This is a genomic window from Flavobacterium sp. C4GT6 (assembly GCF_036347315.1).
Taxonomy (GTDB): Bacteria; Bacteroidota; Bacteroidia; order Flavobacteriales; family Flavobacteriaceae; genus Flavobacterium.
The window spans coordinates 37,988-53,054 of the sequence record NZ_JAZGZU010000013.1 but is presented as its reverse complement, the minus strand read 5'-3'; the positions used below and the strand labels follow the sequence as shown (position 1 = coordinate 53,054).

The window sequence follows — 15,067 nt, the reverse complement described above, 5'->3', positions numbered from 1 at the left end:
TTATTATTAATAGATGATAATTATTATTCTGTTTTATCCTTTAGCCACAACTGCTCCATTTCTTCCAGCGTTTTTCCTTTAGTTTCAGGTACAAACTTCCAGATAAAAATTGCCGAAAGCAGTGCCATAATACCGTATATCCAGTAAGAGAAGCCGTGGTTAAACATTTGTGTAAGGGATTCGTTATTGTTCATCATAGGGAATGTCCATGATACAACAAGGTTTGCCAGCCATTGAGCGGCAACTGCCACTGCCATAACACCTTTTATTTTGTTTGGGAATATTTCAGACAGTAGTACCCATGTTATAGGCCCCCACGACATGGCAAATGCAGCAATATAAAGTAGCATTAGTAATAGTGATACCATTGAGCTGCTTTGTGAGTAAAGCGCAGAACCAAGCCCCACCATACTAACTGCCATTACAATACTACCTATAAGCATTAGTTTTTTTCGTCCGTAATTATCTACTGTAAATATGGCAAGTACGGTAAACAGCATATTAATGGCACCCACAATTATAGTTTGTATCATAGAAGCATCATTACCCAGCCCCATCCCTTTAAAAATCTCGGGAGCATAGTAAAGCACTACATTAATACCTACAAACTGCTGGAATACCGATAACAGAATACCTATTATTACTATTGCCCAGCCATAAGTTAGCCAATGTGCTTTTTTTACATTAAAAGAGCCTTTAATTTCTGTTAATATACTTCCTGCTTTTTCCGGCCCGTTAAGTTTTGTTAGTACGGCAGAAGCTTCATCCTCTTTCCCTTTCATTACCTGAAAACGAGGTGTTTTTGGTACAAACAACAGGAAAAGGAAGAATAGGGTAGCAGGTATGTTCTCAGACAGGAACATATAACGCCAACCGTCAGTATTAATCCATTCGGTAGATTGTCCTTTTACAATAAAGTAGTTAACAAAGTATACTATAAGCATACCGCTTACAATAGCAAACTGATTACATGACACCAGTTTACCACGAATATCAGCAGGAGCCATTTCGGCTATGTAAAGCGGAGCAAGCATACTGGCAAGTCCAACACCTATACCACCTATTATCCTATATATAATAAACGAAGTAAGACTGCTGCTGCCAAAGAATATGTTCATTTCCTCTGGGAAAGCCGAGCCTGTAGCAGATACAATAAATAGGGCGGCCGATAACAGCAACCCGTTTCTTCTACCTATAGAGTTTGCGATTCTGTCGCCTGCAGCGGCACCAATAATACATCCTACAAGCGCACTACTCACCATAAATCCTAAAATTGAATTTTGAAGGTTTTCTGTAAGTACCGGAGGAAGTGTTAAAAACTGATAATAATAAAATGCCCCACCAATAACCACTAATCCTGTAATAATGGCAAATGCAGTACTGCGTTTGTAAAACCTTAAAATAAAAGAAGCAGTTAAACCAATAACTGCTACGGTGCATAATGTAATTATGATTTTAAACTCGGTAATTGCTGCTGAAGCAGCGATTACATCGTTTGAAATTTTATTAATAAAAAAATCATCAAGAGCACCTACTGCTCCAGAGATTACTGCAGTATCATAACCAAACAGCAACCCGCCCAAACTAGCAACAGCTGTTATAAGATAAATACTACTTTTACTTATTTGTGATGTTAAATTCATAAAGCACTAAAACGTTTTCACTTATGGTTTATTTGACCACAAGTATAAAACTTATTTTTAATATTAACAAAATAATGTCTAAAAAAATTTGCATTTAATAATTTATACCCCTATATGTAACAGAATTGAAAATAAAGTACAGATATTAGCATTTTCAAAAAAATCCCTATATTCGTTGACGTTTTAAAAGAAATGAAGGTGAAAAAAATTATCGATAAAGAGTCAGGAAAAGTAATAGAGCGTTCGGTAATGAATTCCATTACGATTGACTGCGTTATATTTGGTTTCGATAAAGGATCGCTTGAAGTGTTACTTGTACAGCACGGTGAAGGTATTAGAAAAGGTGAGTGGGGTTTACCCGGCGGATGGATACGAGAGAGAGAAAGTATTGATAATGCAGCCCATAGGCTTTTGGCCGACCTTACCGGCCTTGACAGTATTTACCTGGAACAGCTTAAAGCTTTTGGAGAGCCAAATCGTTTTCCGCTTGGACGTGTAATTACCATAGGTTACTTTGCCCTTATTAAAAAAGAAGATTATGATGTTAGAGCCGGTTTTACAGCATCTGACGCTAAATGGTATAAAATAGCCGATATTCCAAAACTTATTTACGATCATAACGATATTTTAGACTATAGCCTTGAGCACCTTCGCAACAGGGTAAGGCAGGCTCCTGTAGGGTTTAATCTGCTGCCTGAAAAGTTTACGCTTTTTGAGCTTATGAAGCTGTATGAGGAGATACTTGGAATTGAAATGGATAAGTCGAACTTTAGACGCAAAATATTAAGAATGAAGCTTTTGGTTGAGCTTGATGAAAAACAGAAAGATGTTTCCCATCGTGCCGCAAAGCTTTATGAGTTTGACCAGAAAATATATGAGAAACTAACTAAAAAAGGCTTCAATTTTGAATTTTAATAATCGGGCTCAAGGGCCTGTTTTTTTATTTTAACCTCACCGCATTTAATGAATAATACAACCTCACTCAATTTTATTGAAAAGTCGTTTGGCACCCTGCCTAACGGTACAGAAATTAAAAGTTATATACTTACAAACTCAAAAGGAACACAGCTTACCATAACTAATTATGGGGCTACCATTACATCACTAAAAGTTTTAGGGAATAATAAACAGCCTGTAGATGTTGTATTGGGTTTTGATGATGTACAGGGTTATATGGAATCATACAGCCTGCCATCGGTACCTTATTTTGGAGCTGTAATGGGGCGTTATGCCGGACGTATAAAAAATGGTAAGTTTACCCTTAACGGAACAGACTATCAGCTTAATACTAATTTAGGAGAACACCACCTGCATGGGGGGACAGCTGGTTTTGGACGAGCGGTATGGAAAATGACCGAAGCCGGAATTGAAGCTAATCCTTTTATAAAGTTACAATATATAAGCCCAGACGGAGAAGAAAATTATCCGGGAGAAATGACTGTTGAAGTTACCTATACGTTAACAGAAGATAACGAAGTTAATACAGAGTATACTGCTGTTAGTAATAAGGATACCGTAGTTAACCTTACCCAACACAGTTATTTTAACCTAGACGGACATACAGGTAATGTAAAAGATCAGCAGCTACAGGTTTTTACTGATACAATTGTAGAGACAGATGACCTGAATATACCAACAGGCAATTTTATTGCTGCTGCCGATAAAGGATACCATTTCCTAACACCAAATCCTTGCCCGGAGGTAATTGATACCTCATTTGTAATTAAGGATAATAATGAGGTTGCGGCTGTATTAACCAGTGAGAAATCAGGTTTGAAAATGACGGTACAAACCAATCAACCTTCGGTACATATCTATGTGGGCGGTAATTGTGGTAGTGAACTAAAAGGCAAAGAAGGTGCTGCTTACCACTCATTAAGCGGTATATGCTTTGAAACCCAAAACTTCCCTGATGCGCCAAACAGGGATAATTTCCCTTCATCAGTTTTAAAGAAAGGGGAGAAGTACTACCAAAAAACTATATTTAAGTTCGAAAATAATAAGTAATAATAAGCGAAAAGCAGCCCTTGGGCTGCTTTTCTAAACATAAAGTTTAATGTAGGGATAAACTCTATATGCAAACTATTTTATGCTTTATAGCATAAAGCACAAGGCCTATTCGTGTTTTGATTTCAAGTTTCTGAAAGAGGTTTTCGCGGTAGCCGTCAATGGTTTTTGGACTAAGGCACATGCCATCGGCAATCTCTTTGTATGTCTTTTCGGTACAGGCTAGTTTTATAAATTCTATTTCCCTTTCCTTCAGTACAATCTTATTGTCAATATTGAGCTTATTGATAAGGTAGCCCGATACCATTTCAGAGTAGTAAAAGCCACGGCTGTATACTTCCTCCAGTGCTTCCTTAAAATTCTTTGGATCGGTATCCTTTAAAAGGTAACCTTTTGCTCCGTTGGTAATCATTCTCATTACAGTATCCTCGTCATTGTTAACCGAAAGCGCTATTACTTTTTGATCAGGATGGTTTTGCTTTATCCACTTCATGGTTTCAATGCCGTCCATTATAGGCATATTCACATCGAGCAAAACAATATCCGGAAGTTTAATACCTCCTTTTACAGCAGTAATAAATTCTTTACCGTTGTTGTAAATCCCGGCAACCTCAAAGTTTTCAAACGATCCTACAAGATAGGAAAGAGATTGTGAAAACAATAAATGGTCGTCTACTATTATAATTTTTATTTTACTCATCTTTAAGCATATTCTTCTATGGCGATTGGATAACTTATGGTTACCTGTGAACCTTTTTCCAATTCAGAATCAATTTTAAAAGTAGCTCCTATAAGCTGAGCTCTTGTTTCCATATTTGTAAATCCGTTGCCTTTAGATATGTTTTGCAGGCTAAATCCTTTGCCTGTATCTGTAATAATAATGTTACAATTCGTATCAGTAAAAGCAATATTTATATCGATGGTCTCACTGTGTGAGTGCCTTAATATGTTTGAAATGGATTCCTGTAAAATTCTGTATATAATAGTCTCGTGTTCCTTGTCTATATCATGAACCTTTCCGGTTATGTTCAGGCTACATTTAATTGTTTTGAGCTGCTTTATTCTTTCAAGATCTTCGTTAAGCGCCTCAATAAAACTAGACTCCAGTACAATATCACCGTTCATTAGCTTTGATAACATCCTTATTTCACCTAACGATTTATTTATAAGGTCTTTAAGGTTAAGCATGTTAGCTTTGGTGTACTTGGACTCGTCAGACAATATTATGTTTACCTGCATTAATGCTACCGACAGAATTTGGCATATATTATCATGCAGCTCTTTACTTACAGTTGTTAACGTTTGTTCTTTTATCTCAATTTTAGACTTGGTCAGTTCCGACTGAAAAACCAGTTCGGCAGTCATCTTTTCTATTAAGAACTTAGACTTCTTTTTCTGAAAAAAGTAAAAAAGTATAAACAGCGTCAATAACAGTGTAAAAAGTACAATGCTAAATGATATGATTAGTAGTTGTATTTCTTCTCGCTCCATATGAACCCTACTAAAAAGCAAAAATTCATTAGTAAATTTAAGAAAAATATTATTAGTCCGTAGATAGATGGATTATAATCTATCAAAAACCACTTTAGCGACAACATAAACGGTAAAAAGGGAACATGAAAAATGAGTATACCCAACACAAACCAGAAAAAAACTGACTTGCTGTAACTAAGTACCAAATTAGAGCTAAATAGCTCAAACATATAGAGAAAGCTAAGTATAATTATACTTAATACTCCTACTGTATAACTGTTAGTTAAAATCTGACCAAATTCGTTTTGAATAAAAAAGTAATTAATAAAATAAAATACTAAAAATATAACGAGTAATAGTGAAGCCAGATTTTTATGTGTCCTGGTCTTTATAAGAGACTTTAATAATAATATATATATGGAAAATGACATTAATATGTAAAGATTAAAGACATAGTAGTTTAATAAACCTGTCCATATAGTAAAGTATTTCCCTACAAGCTCTGTAGCTGTGGATAACCATATTAACAATAAAATGGATTTAGCTTTATTACCGGGTAGTTTGTGTAAAAAAACCAGTCCACAAATACCCGATAACAAAGACAAGTATACTATACCAAATCTTAAATCTTCTAACATAAATTAAATCCCATATTGCATTTTAGGAGGATTACCCATTGAACCATAATTAAGCGGATTAACAGTAGTAAGATCCTGTGATGTAGCCCCTCCTGATAAAGGAGTAGCAGAATTTGCCTGACGACCTGTAGCTGTCATAAACATTGTTGTATAGCCGGCTCTTCCTACTGTTTCATTGTTTGAGTATACACCAAGGTAAATTCTTACTCCATCTACAGTAAAGCCCTGATTATTACCTTCAGTTTTAATATATTCTACAAATTTTTCAAGTTCTTCAAGAGAAAACCAAACGGCATTTGTATCTTCCTGACCTGCTGATGTAACGTGTTTACCTGATTTTTGAGCAACAAAGTTTGCACTTAGTTCTTTTGCTTTAGAATAGCTTATAAGCTGTGTTGGCTGTGTAAGTGATTTAGAGTTTTCTGTTTCCATGATTAATTTGGTTTTTTGATTCCCGACAAATCTATGTCTATTAATCCTTATCTTACAAGGGGAAATAACCCCTTTTTGTAAGGGGAGTATTTTATAACTGACTTAAAAATAAGGAAAAAAACATTTTAAATTGCTGTAAACTGCCTTTCTTCTTTATTGAATTCTTCTTTAATGCCCAGCAGTAAATTTTCTTTTGATAATGTTTTACTGCCTTCACCTAACGCAAGTAGGGAAGCTTGCATGATAGCCGAAACAATTTGGGCTCCGGTTAGTTCATATTGTTGTGCCAGTTTTGGGATAAGCCCTTTTTCAACTTCAATATTTTCCGGGAGGGTGTTGGTCCAAAGTTTTATGCGTTCTTCAAAAGTTGGTTTGGAAAATCTTATAATTGAATTGAATCGCCTCAGGAAAGCATCATCTATATTATTCTTAAAATTTGAGGTAAGTATTACCAGTCCGCTAAAACTCTCTACTCTTTGTAATAGGTAACTAACTTCCTGATTGGCATACCTGTCGTTAGACGATTTTGTACTTGTACGTTTCCCGAAAAGAGCATCTGCCTCATCAAAAAGTAATATCCAGTCTTTATGCTCGGCTTGGGTAAATATTTTTTCAAGGTTTTGTTCGGTCTCACCAATGTATTTTGATACCACCTGAGATAGGTCAACACGATATATCTCACGATTAAACTCTTTACCCAATAATGTTGCCGTAAGGGTTTTACCGGTTCCCGAAGAACCATAAAGTAAAGTACGGTAACCAGGCAGTATGTGTTTTTTCATTCCCCATTCATGCAGGAGCGTATCATGATATTTCAGCCAAAGCTTTATTTGGTTTATTTGAGAATCAATATTTTCATTAACCACAAGGTCTTCCCATTCCATTTCGGTATTTACTTCTTTTGCAGGGAAGTTGGCTCCAAACTTGGGTTTAATGGCTTCACCATAGCAAAGCAAATGGATTACATCGTTAGGGAGTATGAGTTTACCGCTCATTTGCGGTTCTCCGGGTTTAACATCCTCCAGCATAAGGATATTTTTTTTGTAAAACCAATGATTTGGAGAGAATAACTGCTGGATTTGTAACCTGTAATTTACATCGTTTTTTGCTAAAAGGTAAAGTATGGTTTCTCCTGTACATATCATCCCTCTGTGATTTCCTTCCTTTACTCCGGCTAATTCCGGAAACTCACCACCTTCGGGGTATACTTCCCTAATTGTCTCATCAAAAAAGTTAGGCAGTACATGGGGTACAAGTGCCATAAGTAATGTAAAAGCTTCTTCATGAGTGGTATCGTGATTAAGTACTTCAGAGAAAGTATTCTGAAAGTTATGCTGTCCGTTTTCCGATGTGGTGGACTGCAGTATATATTTTAAGTACGATTTGAGTGAATTGAAAAACATAGCTGTTAATAATATAAGTTACCGTCTTTATCTAATACAAAAAGTTTATTATTAGCAATAAAAGGCGGATGTTTTACACCTTTTTTCAAGCTGAATTTTTTTGATTCTTTTAGCGTAATAATATCAATAACAATAATATTTTGTAACGTGTAAGAGTAAAACACAGCATTTTCACTATCAATAAAACTTAATTGATAAGCTCCCGAACTAATACCTAAAGCACCGCCGAGTTCTGTTTTTTTAATTAAGTTTCCGTTTTTACTGTCTAAATGAAAAATGGTGTTTCCTGAAAACAAAGCAATTTCATTATTATTACAAAAGTTAGCCAAGAACGAATTAATGCCTGTACCCGAGCTAAATTCCCAATTTAATGCTCCTGTTATGAGATCATAGCTTTTAACTGTATGTGGGAATAACGTTAGGTAAACGCTATTATTTATTATAAACGGATAATCGTTTACAAATTCTTCAGCAGGATTTTTTTGTGTAATAACCTGATCCCAGTTTTTTTCTCCGGTTATAGCTTTTTGGCTATATATCTTATCGGGGTATGTATTATATATAATATTATCATCATCAAGTAACATAAACGAAGCAATTCCCGGTAAGGTATAATTACCTGAAATTTTCCTTTCTGCCGTATCAAAAATTATAGCCTGATTAATATTATCAATAAATGTAGGCCAAATAATATACTTGTCATATACTACAGCATTTATGAGGTTAGGGTTACAATTATCTTCTTTTGCTGTAATTGCACCTGTTTTAAAATCAAGTACAAACAATGATGTATTGTTTGAAAGGAAAATTTGTTCTCCATGTATAAGAGAGTCCCTCATAACATATGGAAGTGTAATGCTCCATAATGTGTTATTAGTAATACTATCCTTTAATACGACTTTTTTGTTGCCGTAAGCCAAAAGAATTTTTCCTTCAGCCACAAGGGGTAATGCACTTAAACGTGTTTCCATTGGTTTTAGGATAAGTTCAATGTCACCGTTAGGTATGCTAGTTACCCTGTGATTGTTATATTTAAAAAAGTTATAGTTCATATCAGTATCTTAAAATTACTGAATTTAATTGTTGTATTGCTAATTGTGCCTCGACCGGATTGGAAAAAGTTTTAGTTATTTGTTCAGATATATTACTAATCAGGTCTGCTGTGCTACCGGCACGGTTTGAAATTACATATCTGGAGTTCATAAGACCGGCACCGGCTCTAAAATCGTTTTGCATTTGTTTTGCTAATCCCGCTACATTACTAAAGTTACCCCAGTTTTTAAACTCATATTCAAGTCCGTTAATTAGAGCCATGTCAACCCTTCGTCCGGTTTTTACAATTTCAAATCCTTTTATCCCGGCAATAAATTCGTTTGACTGTCCTCCAAGGAACTTGAGTAAAAATTCTCCTCCAGCAAATTTATTTTGGAAAGGGTGTGTGAGTTCAGAAACTAATCTTGAGTAGGTATCAATATTAAACCTTTGTATCCTTTTAAGATATGTAATGGTGCTCTTTAAATCGGCAGCATTGCGGTACTGTAAAACATTTTGAACTATTTTTTCTATGTTTTCAAGGCTCATTCCCATTCTTCTGAGTTCAGTAACCTGATCTGAATATCTTATAAAGTTTTGTACTACTTCATCATATATTTTGGAAGAACCTTTAATGCCTTTGCTCATTATAAGCTCATATAGTTCCCTGTTTTCATCCAGAGCTCTGCCACCTTTTAAGGCGTTTTGTTCAAGGTATCGGGTAAGGTTAGAACCTTCAGCTCTCGAGCCTATAATAAGGCGGTTACCCTGCGGTCCTAATGGTTGCCCTTCAGGAAGATCGTCAATTTTAACTACTTTGCCCGACATTAACAGCTCCCACGGATTTATATAACCTTCAAGCCTGTACCATCCGTTTCTTATTATAATCCTGAATCCTCTAAAGCGCACCCGGGCAAATAACCTTTCGGCCAAGTCATCAAGTGTTTTTATTCCTTTACCTATTTTGCCTTTTATACCCTGTAGTATTAGTTTTCCTCTTTGTACTATAGCTTTTGAAGTTCTTAATAGGGTTTTACTACCGCCTGCAATACCTCTTAAAGCTCTCATACTAAATCTTCCTGCAGAAGAGATAGCTCTACCTGTGCCTCGGTATACAGAACGTACCCCTCTGCCTATGGCTCTTACCCCGCGTCCTATAGCTCTTGCGCCCCTTCCTGCAAGCCTGGCGGTAGCGCCAATTCCTTTTGCTATACCTCGCCATAAAGCCGAACTACCCAGTAAGGCAAATATGGCCTCAACAGCGGCTACAGCAAAAGCTCTTGCTAACGATTTACTTGCTCCCGGAATATCTCCGTTAATTGATTTATAAACATATTCACCCAAATAAACACCGGCTCTTATTACCGCCACTCCAATCATTATAGGGGCAAGTGCTCCAAAAATGGCAGGGAGTGCGGCTGTTATTGCTCCACCCGTTAATATCTCGGCAAGTACAAGTACTATTAAACTACCTATTATGGTAGGTATAAGCCAGCTTTTATTGCAGCGCCACCAAAAACCTAAGCCCGACCTCATTTGGTTAATAGTATATCTAAATCTCTGATTACGGGTTAACGGACCAAACTTAGCCTCTTCAGGATAAGATGAAGCTTCTGTTTGTGGTCCCTGTTCTCCTTGAGATTCCTGAGGAGGGTTACAGGCTAAAGACGCCATTTGTTCATTGCTTTGAGTCATCATTTCCTGAAGTCGCAATTCGGTTTCTTCCTCATGACTTAAAGGTTCTGATACGGCTAAAGAAGATGAACTGCCGTTTTCATCATTGTCATTTTCTACATCATCTGTAGGGGCTGTAACCATTTCAGATAATATACCGTGTACGGTTCTTGAACTGTCATCTGATTGACCAAATTCAATAGTGCCGTCACCACCGGTTCTTCTTAATATAGTTTCCTGTAGTTCGTTTGATGGTTCAAATTCGCCAACCGAGTCAACATCGATATCTTCATCTGTATAAACCGAACGGCCAAATAAAGCTGCATCTTCAAGACTAATACTGTCTTCCAGTCCTGATGCTCTTAACTGCGACATTAATGAAGGTTCACTAAAATCGGTTTTTTCAAAAGGTAATGGTATGGTAAGGTTTGATCCAACCAGTTCTTCTTCCATCTGACCTTCAAATTCGGCAGGTGCGCCCATTGCGGCAGCTACCTGATTACTAAGCAAACTCAGGTCGAGCTCAGATACCATTTTTGCTACCCTGTTAGCTGCAATTACTTTTTCCTCGTCTGATTTTCCCAGTATTTGCTGTAAAAACTGTATTATAGATGTTTTTACCTGTACCCATGTATCACCAAACATGGCAAAGTTTGGCATGGCTCCCAGTACAGCTATCATTACCTTTAATACAAAATTTATGATAGGTGGTTTAAAGCAGTCTGGCAGCAGTCTCCAAAACCATGCGGCTATGACAATAGGTAGTAACCATGGGTTTAGTGCCAGGAATATTAGTTTAGCTACAATTATAGCGTAAGGTTTTATTACCTGCCATACACTTTGTACCACGCCGGCAATAGCAGTTCCAATTTCCTTACATTTTGTAACTACCATGTTACCTACGCGCCTTATAACAGATGTTACCCTTGCTACCGCAGCACGTAATGCCCTGAATATGGTTGATCTTGCCACAGCACTAACCAATGAACCAAAGGCAGCCTGTAATCGTTCAAATTGGCTACTTAACCACTGTACAGCCTGGTTTACCAGTACTTTAAGTAATTGTAGTCCGCTTTGTATAGGGTTCAAAATTGTTTCCCGTATGGTTTCCCTAAATTTTACAAAAACCTCGTTATCCCAGTTTTCCTTAATCCATACCACAGCCCTGTAAATACCATAAGTTGCAGCACCTATCAGTAAAAACGGACCAACAGGGGAGAGCATAAGTATAATACCCCCAATAATCATTAACGGGGTCTTTATAGGCTCAATCGCTTCCTTAATCCAGTTCCAGGCTTCGGTTGCTTTTTCAACGAGCCAGTCCCAGGCAGATGTTGCACTGCTCCAGGCAATATTGAATTGTTTTTTTATCCAATCCCAGGCTTTTTTAAGTCCGTTTATAATAGGTTTTATAAGATTCCATACCCATTTAGCCTTATCAACAATCCAGTCCCAAGCAGTTCTTGCATAATGTTTAATAGCATCTATGGCAGGTTTCCCGTAGTTAGTCCATAACGAACTAAAGAAACCACTTACTTTATTAAACACAGTTCTTAACCTTGCTAATGCTGCTCCGCCAATGCTTTTCAGGAAGTTAAAAATCTTATCGGCAAGTATGGCAAAACTACGGCAGGCTTCTTCAACCTGTCCCTGTAGGCTCAGTACAATTCCGTCAATAAAGGAAGATAGTACCCCGTCTAGTCCTTCTTCCTGAAGTCGGGTAAATAATCCTCCGGTAAGAGCATCAATACCTCTGCCTATCATATCCCTGATGTTCTCCCAAATGTTACCTCTTAAAAACGGAAGTAATCCGGGGGCAATTCGGTTAATAATGTCTACCGCCTGATCTTCTACCCATTCTATAACCTGACCACCAAAACGTATCGCTGCTCCACCGGTATAATCCCATGCTGTAGATGCAGCACTGCTTATGCCATTACCTATGTCGTCAAGTAAATTCCTCTGGATTGTAGCAGGTTTTTTTTGTACTTTTTTTGAGACACTGCCACCTTGCTGTATAGAATGGGTAAGTTCGTGCGCCAGCAGGTGTTTGCCGGAGTGGGTATTGGGGTTGTATTTACCCTCATTAAAATAAATATCGTTGCCTACGGTAAATGCCTGCGCGTTAAGTTCGCGGCTCATTTGTACCGCCTGGCTACCGGTATGGATACGTACTTGAGAGAAATCAGCTTCAAACCTATTCTCCATAAAATTTTTAGTACTTATATCCATAGGACTTCCTGTACCTTTTGAAGAAAGGATATTACTCTCTACATGAGTAGGAGCGACTGATGCTTTTCCAGTACCTGAACGTTGAACAAATGGAGTTATGGTTTCTGAAAGTGATTTTTTCTGTATTTTTTGCTCTTCCTCTTCACATTTAGAACATTTGAGTTGTATGGAAGTATAAGCTGATGAGAGTGTTTTTTTTTGGATCCTGTTTTCTTCTTCCTCACATTTGGTACATTTTTTTTGTATTGCCGGAGGTGTAGGTGTAAAGCTATGTAGGGGGGTACTCTGCATTTGCATCACCTTGTCGGCCATAGTATCAGCTTCAGCTTCAAAAGCATCATTTTCTGCACCTACGTTCATTTTTTTCTGTACCACAGGTGTAAAAACCGGAGCATTGGATTTTGCTGCCTTGGCTTTTGGTTCGTTATTTTGAAGCTGTTGATACATAACAATACATATTCTGTTTAATACCAGTTACAAATAAGGAAGTCTTCCATAAATGGTGTTTTTACCATATTAATAGCCCACGGAAGTTTTTCCAGTAGTATATCATATCCTTTCTCTTCAACCCATAGTTCAAAGCCTGAGTTTTTAAGGTCTATTTTTCCGTCACGTTGTAAAAAGGTTTGCTGTAATGCCTCAATAGATGAACCGTTTAGAGGTTTCCAGTATTCAATAACTGCTTCCAGGAGGTTGTGACATTTGTCTTTTTCTTTTTTGGTAAGTTTTAGCTTAGTGTTTACAGTACTACTTACCGGCAGGGCACATAATATTTTGTTAAGCGGCATTTCATTTTCAAAAAACTGTTCTTTTCCTGTTACCAGATATTGAATAAGTAGTATAGCCTTATGCTGATCTTGTTTTTTAAGCCATTTTCCGTCATTGCAAAGATCAAGCTGCTCAAAAAGGGAATTAAGAAAAGGGTGTAGTATAACAGCCCCTGCATTTTTTATGAAAACAGCATTTATACCGCCGTCTGTAAACATTGAATCGTTCTCGGGAGTATCAGTTCTGGCTTGCCTATCAGTTTGGTTTTTATAAATAGGCACCGACTGACTTTTGTACAATCTTTTTTCGAGACCTTTAAAAAAAGCTTTTACCTGTGCAGGACAGCCTTTTTTTTCTGCTTTTAATAGAGTAGTGGTTTGAGAAAGAAACTCTTTAAGTTCATTAAAACTAATATCCCAATGGATTTTTGATGCTTTTACCAACTCTTCAAAGTAAAACTGTTTTTTATTGAGTGATTGTTGCTGTAAAACATAAATCCATTGTAAAAAGCGCATCCACTGCTGTATGGAGGCTTTGTTTTTTCCTGTAAATACCTTTGCCGGGTAAGCTGTAACTATATCTGTAATTGCCTCAGGATAGTAGCCGGAAAGTAATGATGTTGTCAGTACTTTTTCCTTTAAGGCATCGGGCATAGTAAAAATCCAGCGGATAAGGGTGTTAAGGTCGTTTTGAAAATATTGGGAAAGCTCTTGCACAAAACTATCGTTAACCGTTATTTTTCTTATTAGTTTTTCAGGGTTGGCGGCTATGCCGTTTTCGGGTAGCATACCGGTTTTAAGGAATTGGTATAATAGCATTTCGGCATGTTGATTATCTGATAAAAGATTATTAAACCTGTTACTGTTGTTGTCCTGTTGGTGTATTAATGGTTTATTGGCTTTTAAATACTGTTCTATTTGGAAAAGGGTATATTCTATCAGTTCGTTTTTCCAGTTTTTTTCTGAAAGGTTCTGAATATTGATCTCCAGTAAATCGATGTTCCAGGTATGGTTCTTAACAGCATATTTGTCCAGCAGTACAGCTAGTTTAGGGTATATTTGCCTTTCCAGTACCACACTAAGCTCGTTATGCATCACGTTACTGAATGAACGCGATGCACACTGAACATCAACAGTATTTTGTTTAATTAAATGCATTATCGGGTAAGATTGTTTTTAATAGTATCCATAGCTTTTATGTACATTTTATCTTTTTTAATTCCTGTTATATTATCAACAGTTAATTTTTTGAAGTTTACTGCTATTGAAGTGCTTATCATTTCGCCTGGAGCAAGGTTTGTACGGATAACCAGTAAGAAAAATGTTCCTTCTTTAATTACATTTAGAGTAATTGTTCTGTATGTAGTCTTACTGATATCTGAAAACTGAGGGACAGTATAGAAAAGTGAAATATTGTCTTCATCCCCATCAGGAATGAAGGCCCTTAATAAGTTGTATTGTTCCTCACTTATTTCCAGTTGAAAACGACCACCAGCAGCTGTTTCAGAACCACTATTGTTTTTGAGCATTAAATATGCATTGCAGCATTGGTTTTCAACCCCCTTAAAAGAGTAGTGATAACTTTGTATATCGTTTGTCACTACATTTTCTGTAGCTACTTCAAAACCATTAGTACCGCCGGCTTTGTAATTTGTCATTTTGGTAAGTACTTCTCTTACCTGTGCGGCAGTATTGCTGCCGTTATCTTTAAGGGCGGCTATTAATTCCAGTATTTCTTTTAATTCGGTTTCCATAATTATGTCGTT

General features: G+C 36.9%; 11 protein-coding genes. 2 read left to right on the top strand and 9 right to left on the bottom strand.

Annotated features, from left to right (window positions below; translation table 11 throughout):
* Positions 1–23: 23 nt before the first annotated feature.
* On the bottom strand, positions 24–1,643 hold the full coding sequence (gene xylE, locus V3Z67_RS14070; RefSeq protein ID WP_330443913.1) for a D-xylose transporter XylE: 1,620 nt from the start codon (positions 1,641–1,643) through the stop codon (positions 24–26).
* Positions 1,644–1,892: 249 nt separating this feature from the next.
* Here xylE and V3Z67_RS14065 point away from each other — a divergent pair, with 249 nt between their 5' ends.
* Positions 1,893–2,558: an NUDIX hydrolase gene (locus V3Z67_RS14065; RefSeq protein ID WP_330443954.1), complete on the top strand. Its 666-nt coding sequence runs from the start codon at positions 1,893–1,895 to the stop codon at positions 2,556–2,558.
* A 48-nt stretch (positions 2,559–2,606) separates the two neighbouring features.
* Positions 2,607–3,650, top strand: a complete 1,044-nt coding sequence (locus V3Z67_RS14060) for an aldose epimerase family protein (RefSeq protein ID WP_330443912.1) — start codon at positions 2,607–2,609, stop codon at positions 3,648–3,650.
* Between the two features lie 64 nt (positions 3,651–3,714).
* On the opposite strand, the gene V3Z67_RS14055 is transcribed toward V3Z67_RS14060, so the two are convergent.
* The 8 genes from V3Z67_RS14055 to V3Z67_RS14020 all read right to left on the bottom strand — a co-directional run bounded on the left by V3Z67_RS14055 (position 3,715) and on the right by V3Z67_RS14020 (position 15,055).
* Positions 3,715–4,350: a response regulator transcription factor gene (locus V3Z67_RS14055; protein ID WP_330443911.1), complete on the bottom strand. Its 636-nt coding sequence runs from the start codon at positions 4,348–4,350 to the stop codon at positions 3,715–3,717.
* Positions 4,351–4,352: 2 nt separating this feature from the next.
* Positions 4,353–5,141 carry a sensor histidine kinase gene (locus V3Z67_RS14050; RefSeq protein ID WP_330443910.1) on the bottom strand — a complete coding sequence of 263 codons (789 nt, stop codon included), beginning with the start codon at positions 5,139–5,141 and terminating at the stop codon, positions 4,353–4,355.
* Positions 5,142–5,764: 623 nt separating this feature from the next.
* Positions 5,765–6,193, bottom strand: a complete 429-nt coding sequence (locus V3Z67_RS14045; protein WP_330443909.1) for a hypothetical protein — start codon at positions 6,191–6,193, stop codon at positions 5,765–5,767.
* A 125-nt stretch (positions 6,194–6,318) separates the two neighbouring features.
* Positions 6,319–7,596: an ATP-binding protein gene (locus V3Z67_RS14040; RefSeq protein WP_330443908.1), complete on the bottom strand. Its 1,278-nt coding sequence runs from the start codon at positions 7,594–7,596 to the stop codon at positions 6,319–6,321.
* A 5-nt stretch (positions 7,597–7,601) separates the two neighbouring features.
* Positions 7,602–8,648, bottom strand: coding sequence for a hypothetical protein (locus V3Z67_RS14035; RefSeq protein ID WP_330443907.1), 1,047 nt, complete (start codon positions 8,646–8,648; stop codon positions 7,602–7,604).
* 1 nt (position 8,649) lies between these two features.
* The gene (locus tag V3Z67_RS14030) at positions 8,650–12,981 is read right to left on the bottom strand and encodes an eCIS core domain-containing protein (protein WP_330443906.1); all 4,332 of its coding nucleotides are present in this window, start codon (positions 12,979–12,981) and stop codon (positions 8,650–8,652) included.
* Between the two features lie 17 nt (positions 12,982–12,998).
* The gene (locus V3Z67_RS14025) at positions 12,999–14,459 is read right to left on the bottom strand and encodes a contractile injection system tape measure protein (protein ID WP_330443905.1); all 1,461 of its coding nucleotides are present in this window, start codon (positions 14,457–14,459) and stop codon (positions 12,999–13,001) included.
* Entirely contained in the window at positions 14,459–15,055 is a 597-nt protein-coding gene (locus V3Z67_RS14020) for a hypothetical protein (RefSeq protein WP_330443904.1), read from the bottom strand. Before V3Z67_RS14020 ends, V3Z67_RS14025 begins: the two co-directional genes overlap by 1 nt.
* Positions 15,056–15,067: the final 12 nt, after the last annotated feature.

Bases quoted from the DNA above. Each gene is read 5' to 3' on its own strand.
- V3Z67_RS14055 (WP_330443911.1), bottom strand. From the start codon at position 4,350: ATGAGTAAAATAAAAATTATAATAGTAGACGACCATTTATTGTTTTCA.
- V3Z67_RS14045 (WP_330443909.1), bottom strand. From the start codon at position 6,193: ATGGAAACAGAAAACTCTAAATCACTTACACAGCCAACACAGCTTATA.
- V3Z67_RS14060 (WP_330443912.1), top strand. From the start codon at position 2,607: ATGAATAATACAACCTCACTCAATTTTATTGAAAAGTCGTTTGGCACC.
- V3Z67_RS14035 (WP_330443907.1), bottom strand. From the start codon at position 8,648: ATGAACTATAACTTTTTTAAATATAACAATCACAGGGTAACTAGCATA.
- V3Z67_RS14065 (WP_330443954.1), top strand. From the start codon at position 1,893: ATGAATTCCATTACGATTGACTGCGTTATATTTGGTTTCGATAAAGGA.
- xylE (WP_330443913.1), bottom strand. From the start codon at position 1,643: ATGAATTTAACATCACAAATAAGTAAAAGTAGTATTTATCTTATAACA.
- V3Z67_RS14030 (WP_330443906.1), bottom strand. From the start codon at position 12,981: ATGTATCAACAGCTTCAAAATAACGAACCAAAAGCCAAGGCAGCAAAA.
- V3Z67_RS14020 (WP_330443904.1), bottom strand. From the start codon at position 15,055: ATGGAAACCGAATTAAAAGAAATACTGGAATTAATAGCCGCCCTTAAA.
- V3Z67_RS14025 (WP_330443905.1), bottom strand. From the start codon at position 14,459: ATGCATTTAATTAAACAAAATACTGTTGATGTTCAGTGTGCATCGCGT.
- V3Z67_RS14040 (WP_330443908.1), bottom strand. From the start codon at position 7,596: ATGTTTTTCAATTCACTCAAATCGTACTTAAAATATATACTGCAGTCC.
- V3Z67_RS14050 (WP_330443910.1), bottom strand. From the start codon at position 5,141: ATGGAGCGAGAAGAAATACAACTACTAATCATATCATTTAGCATTGTA.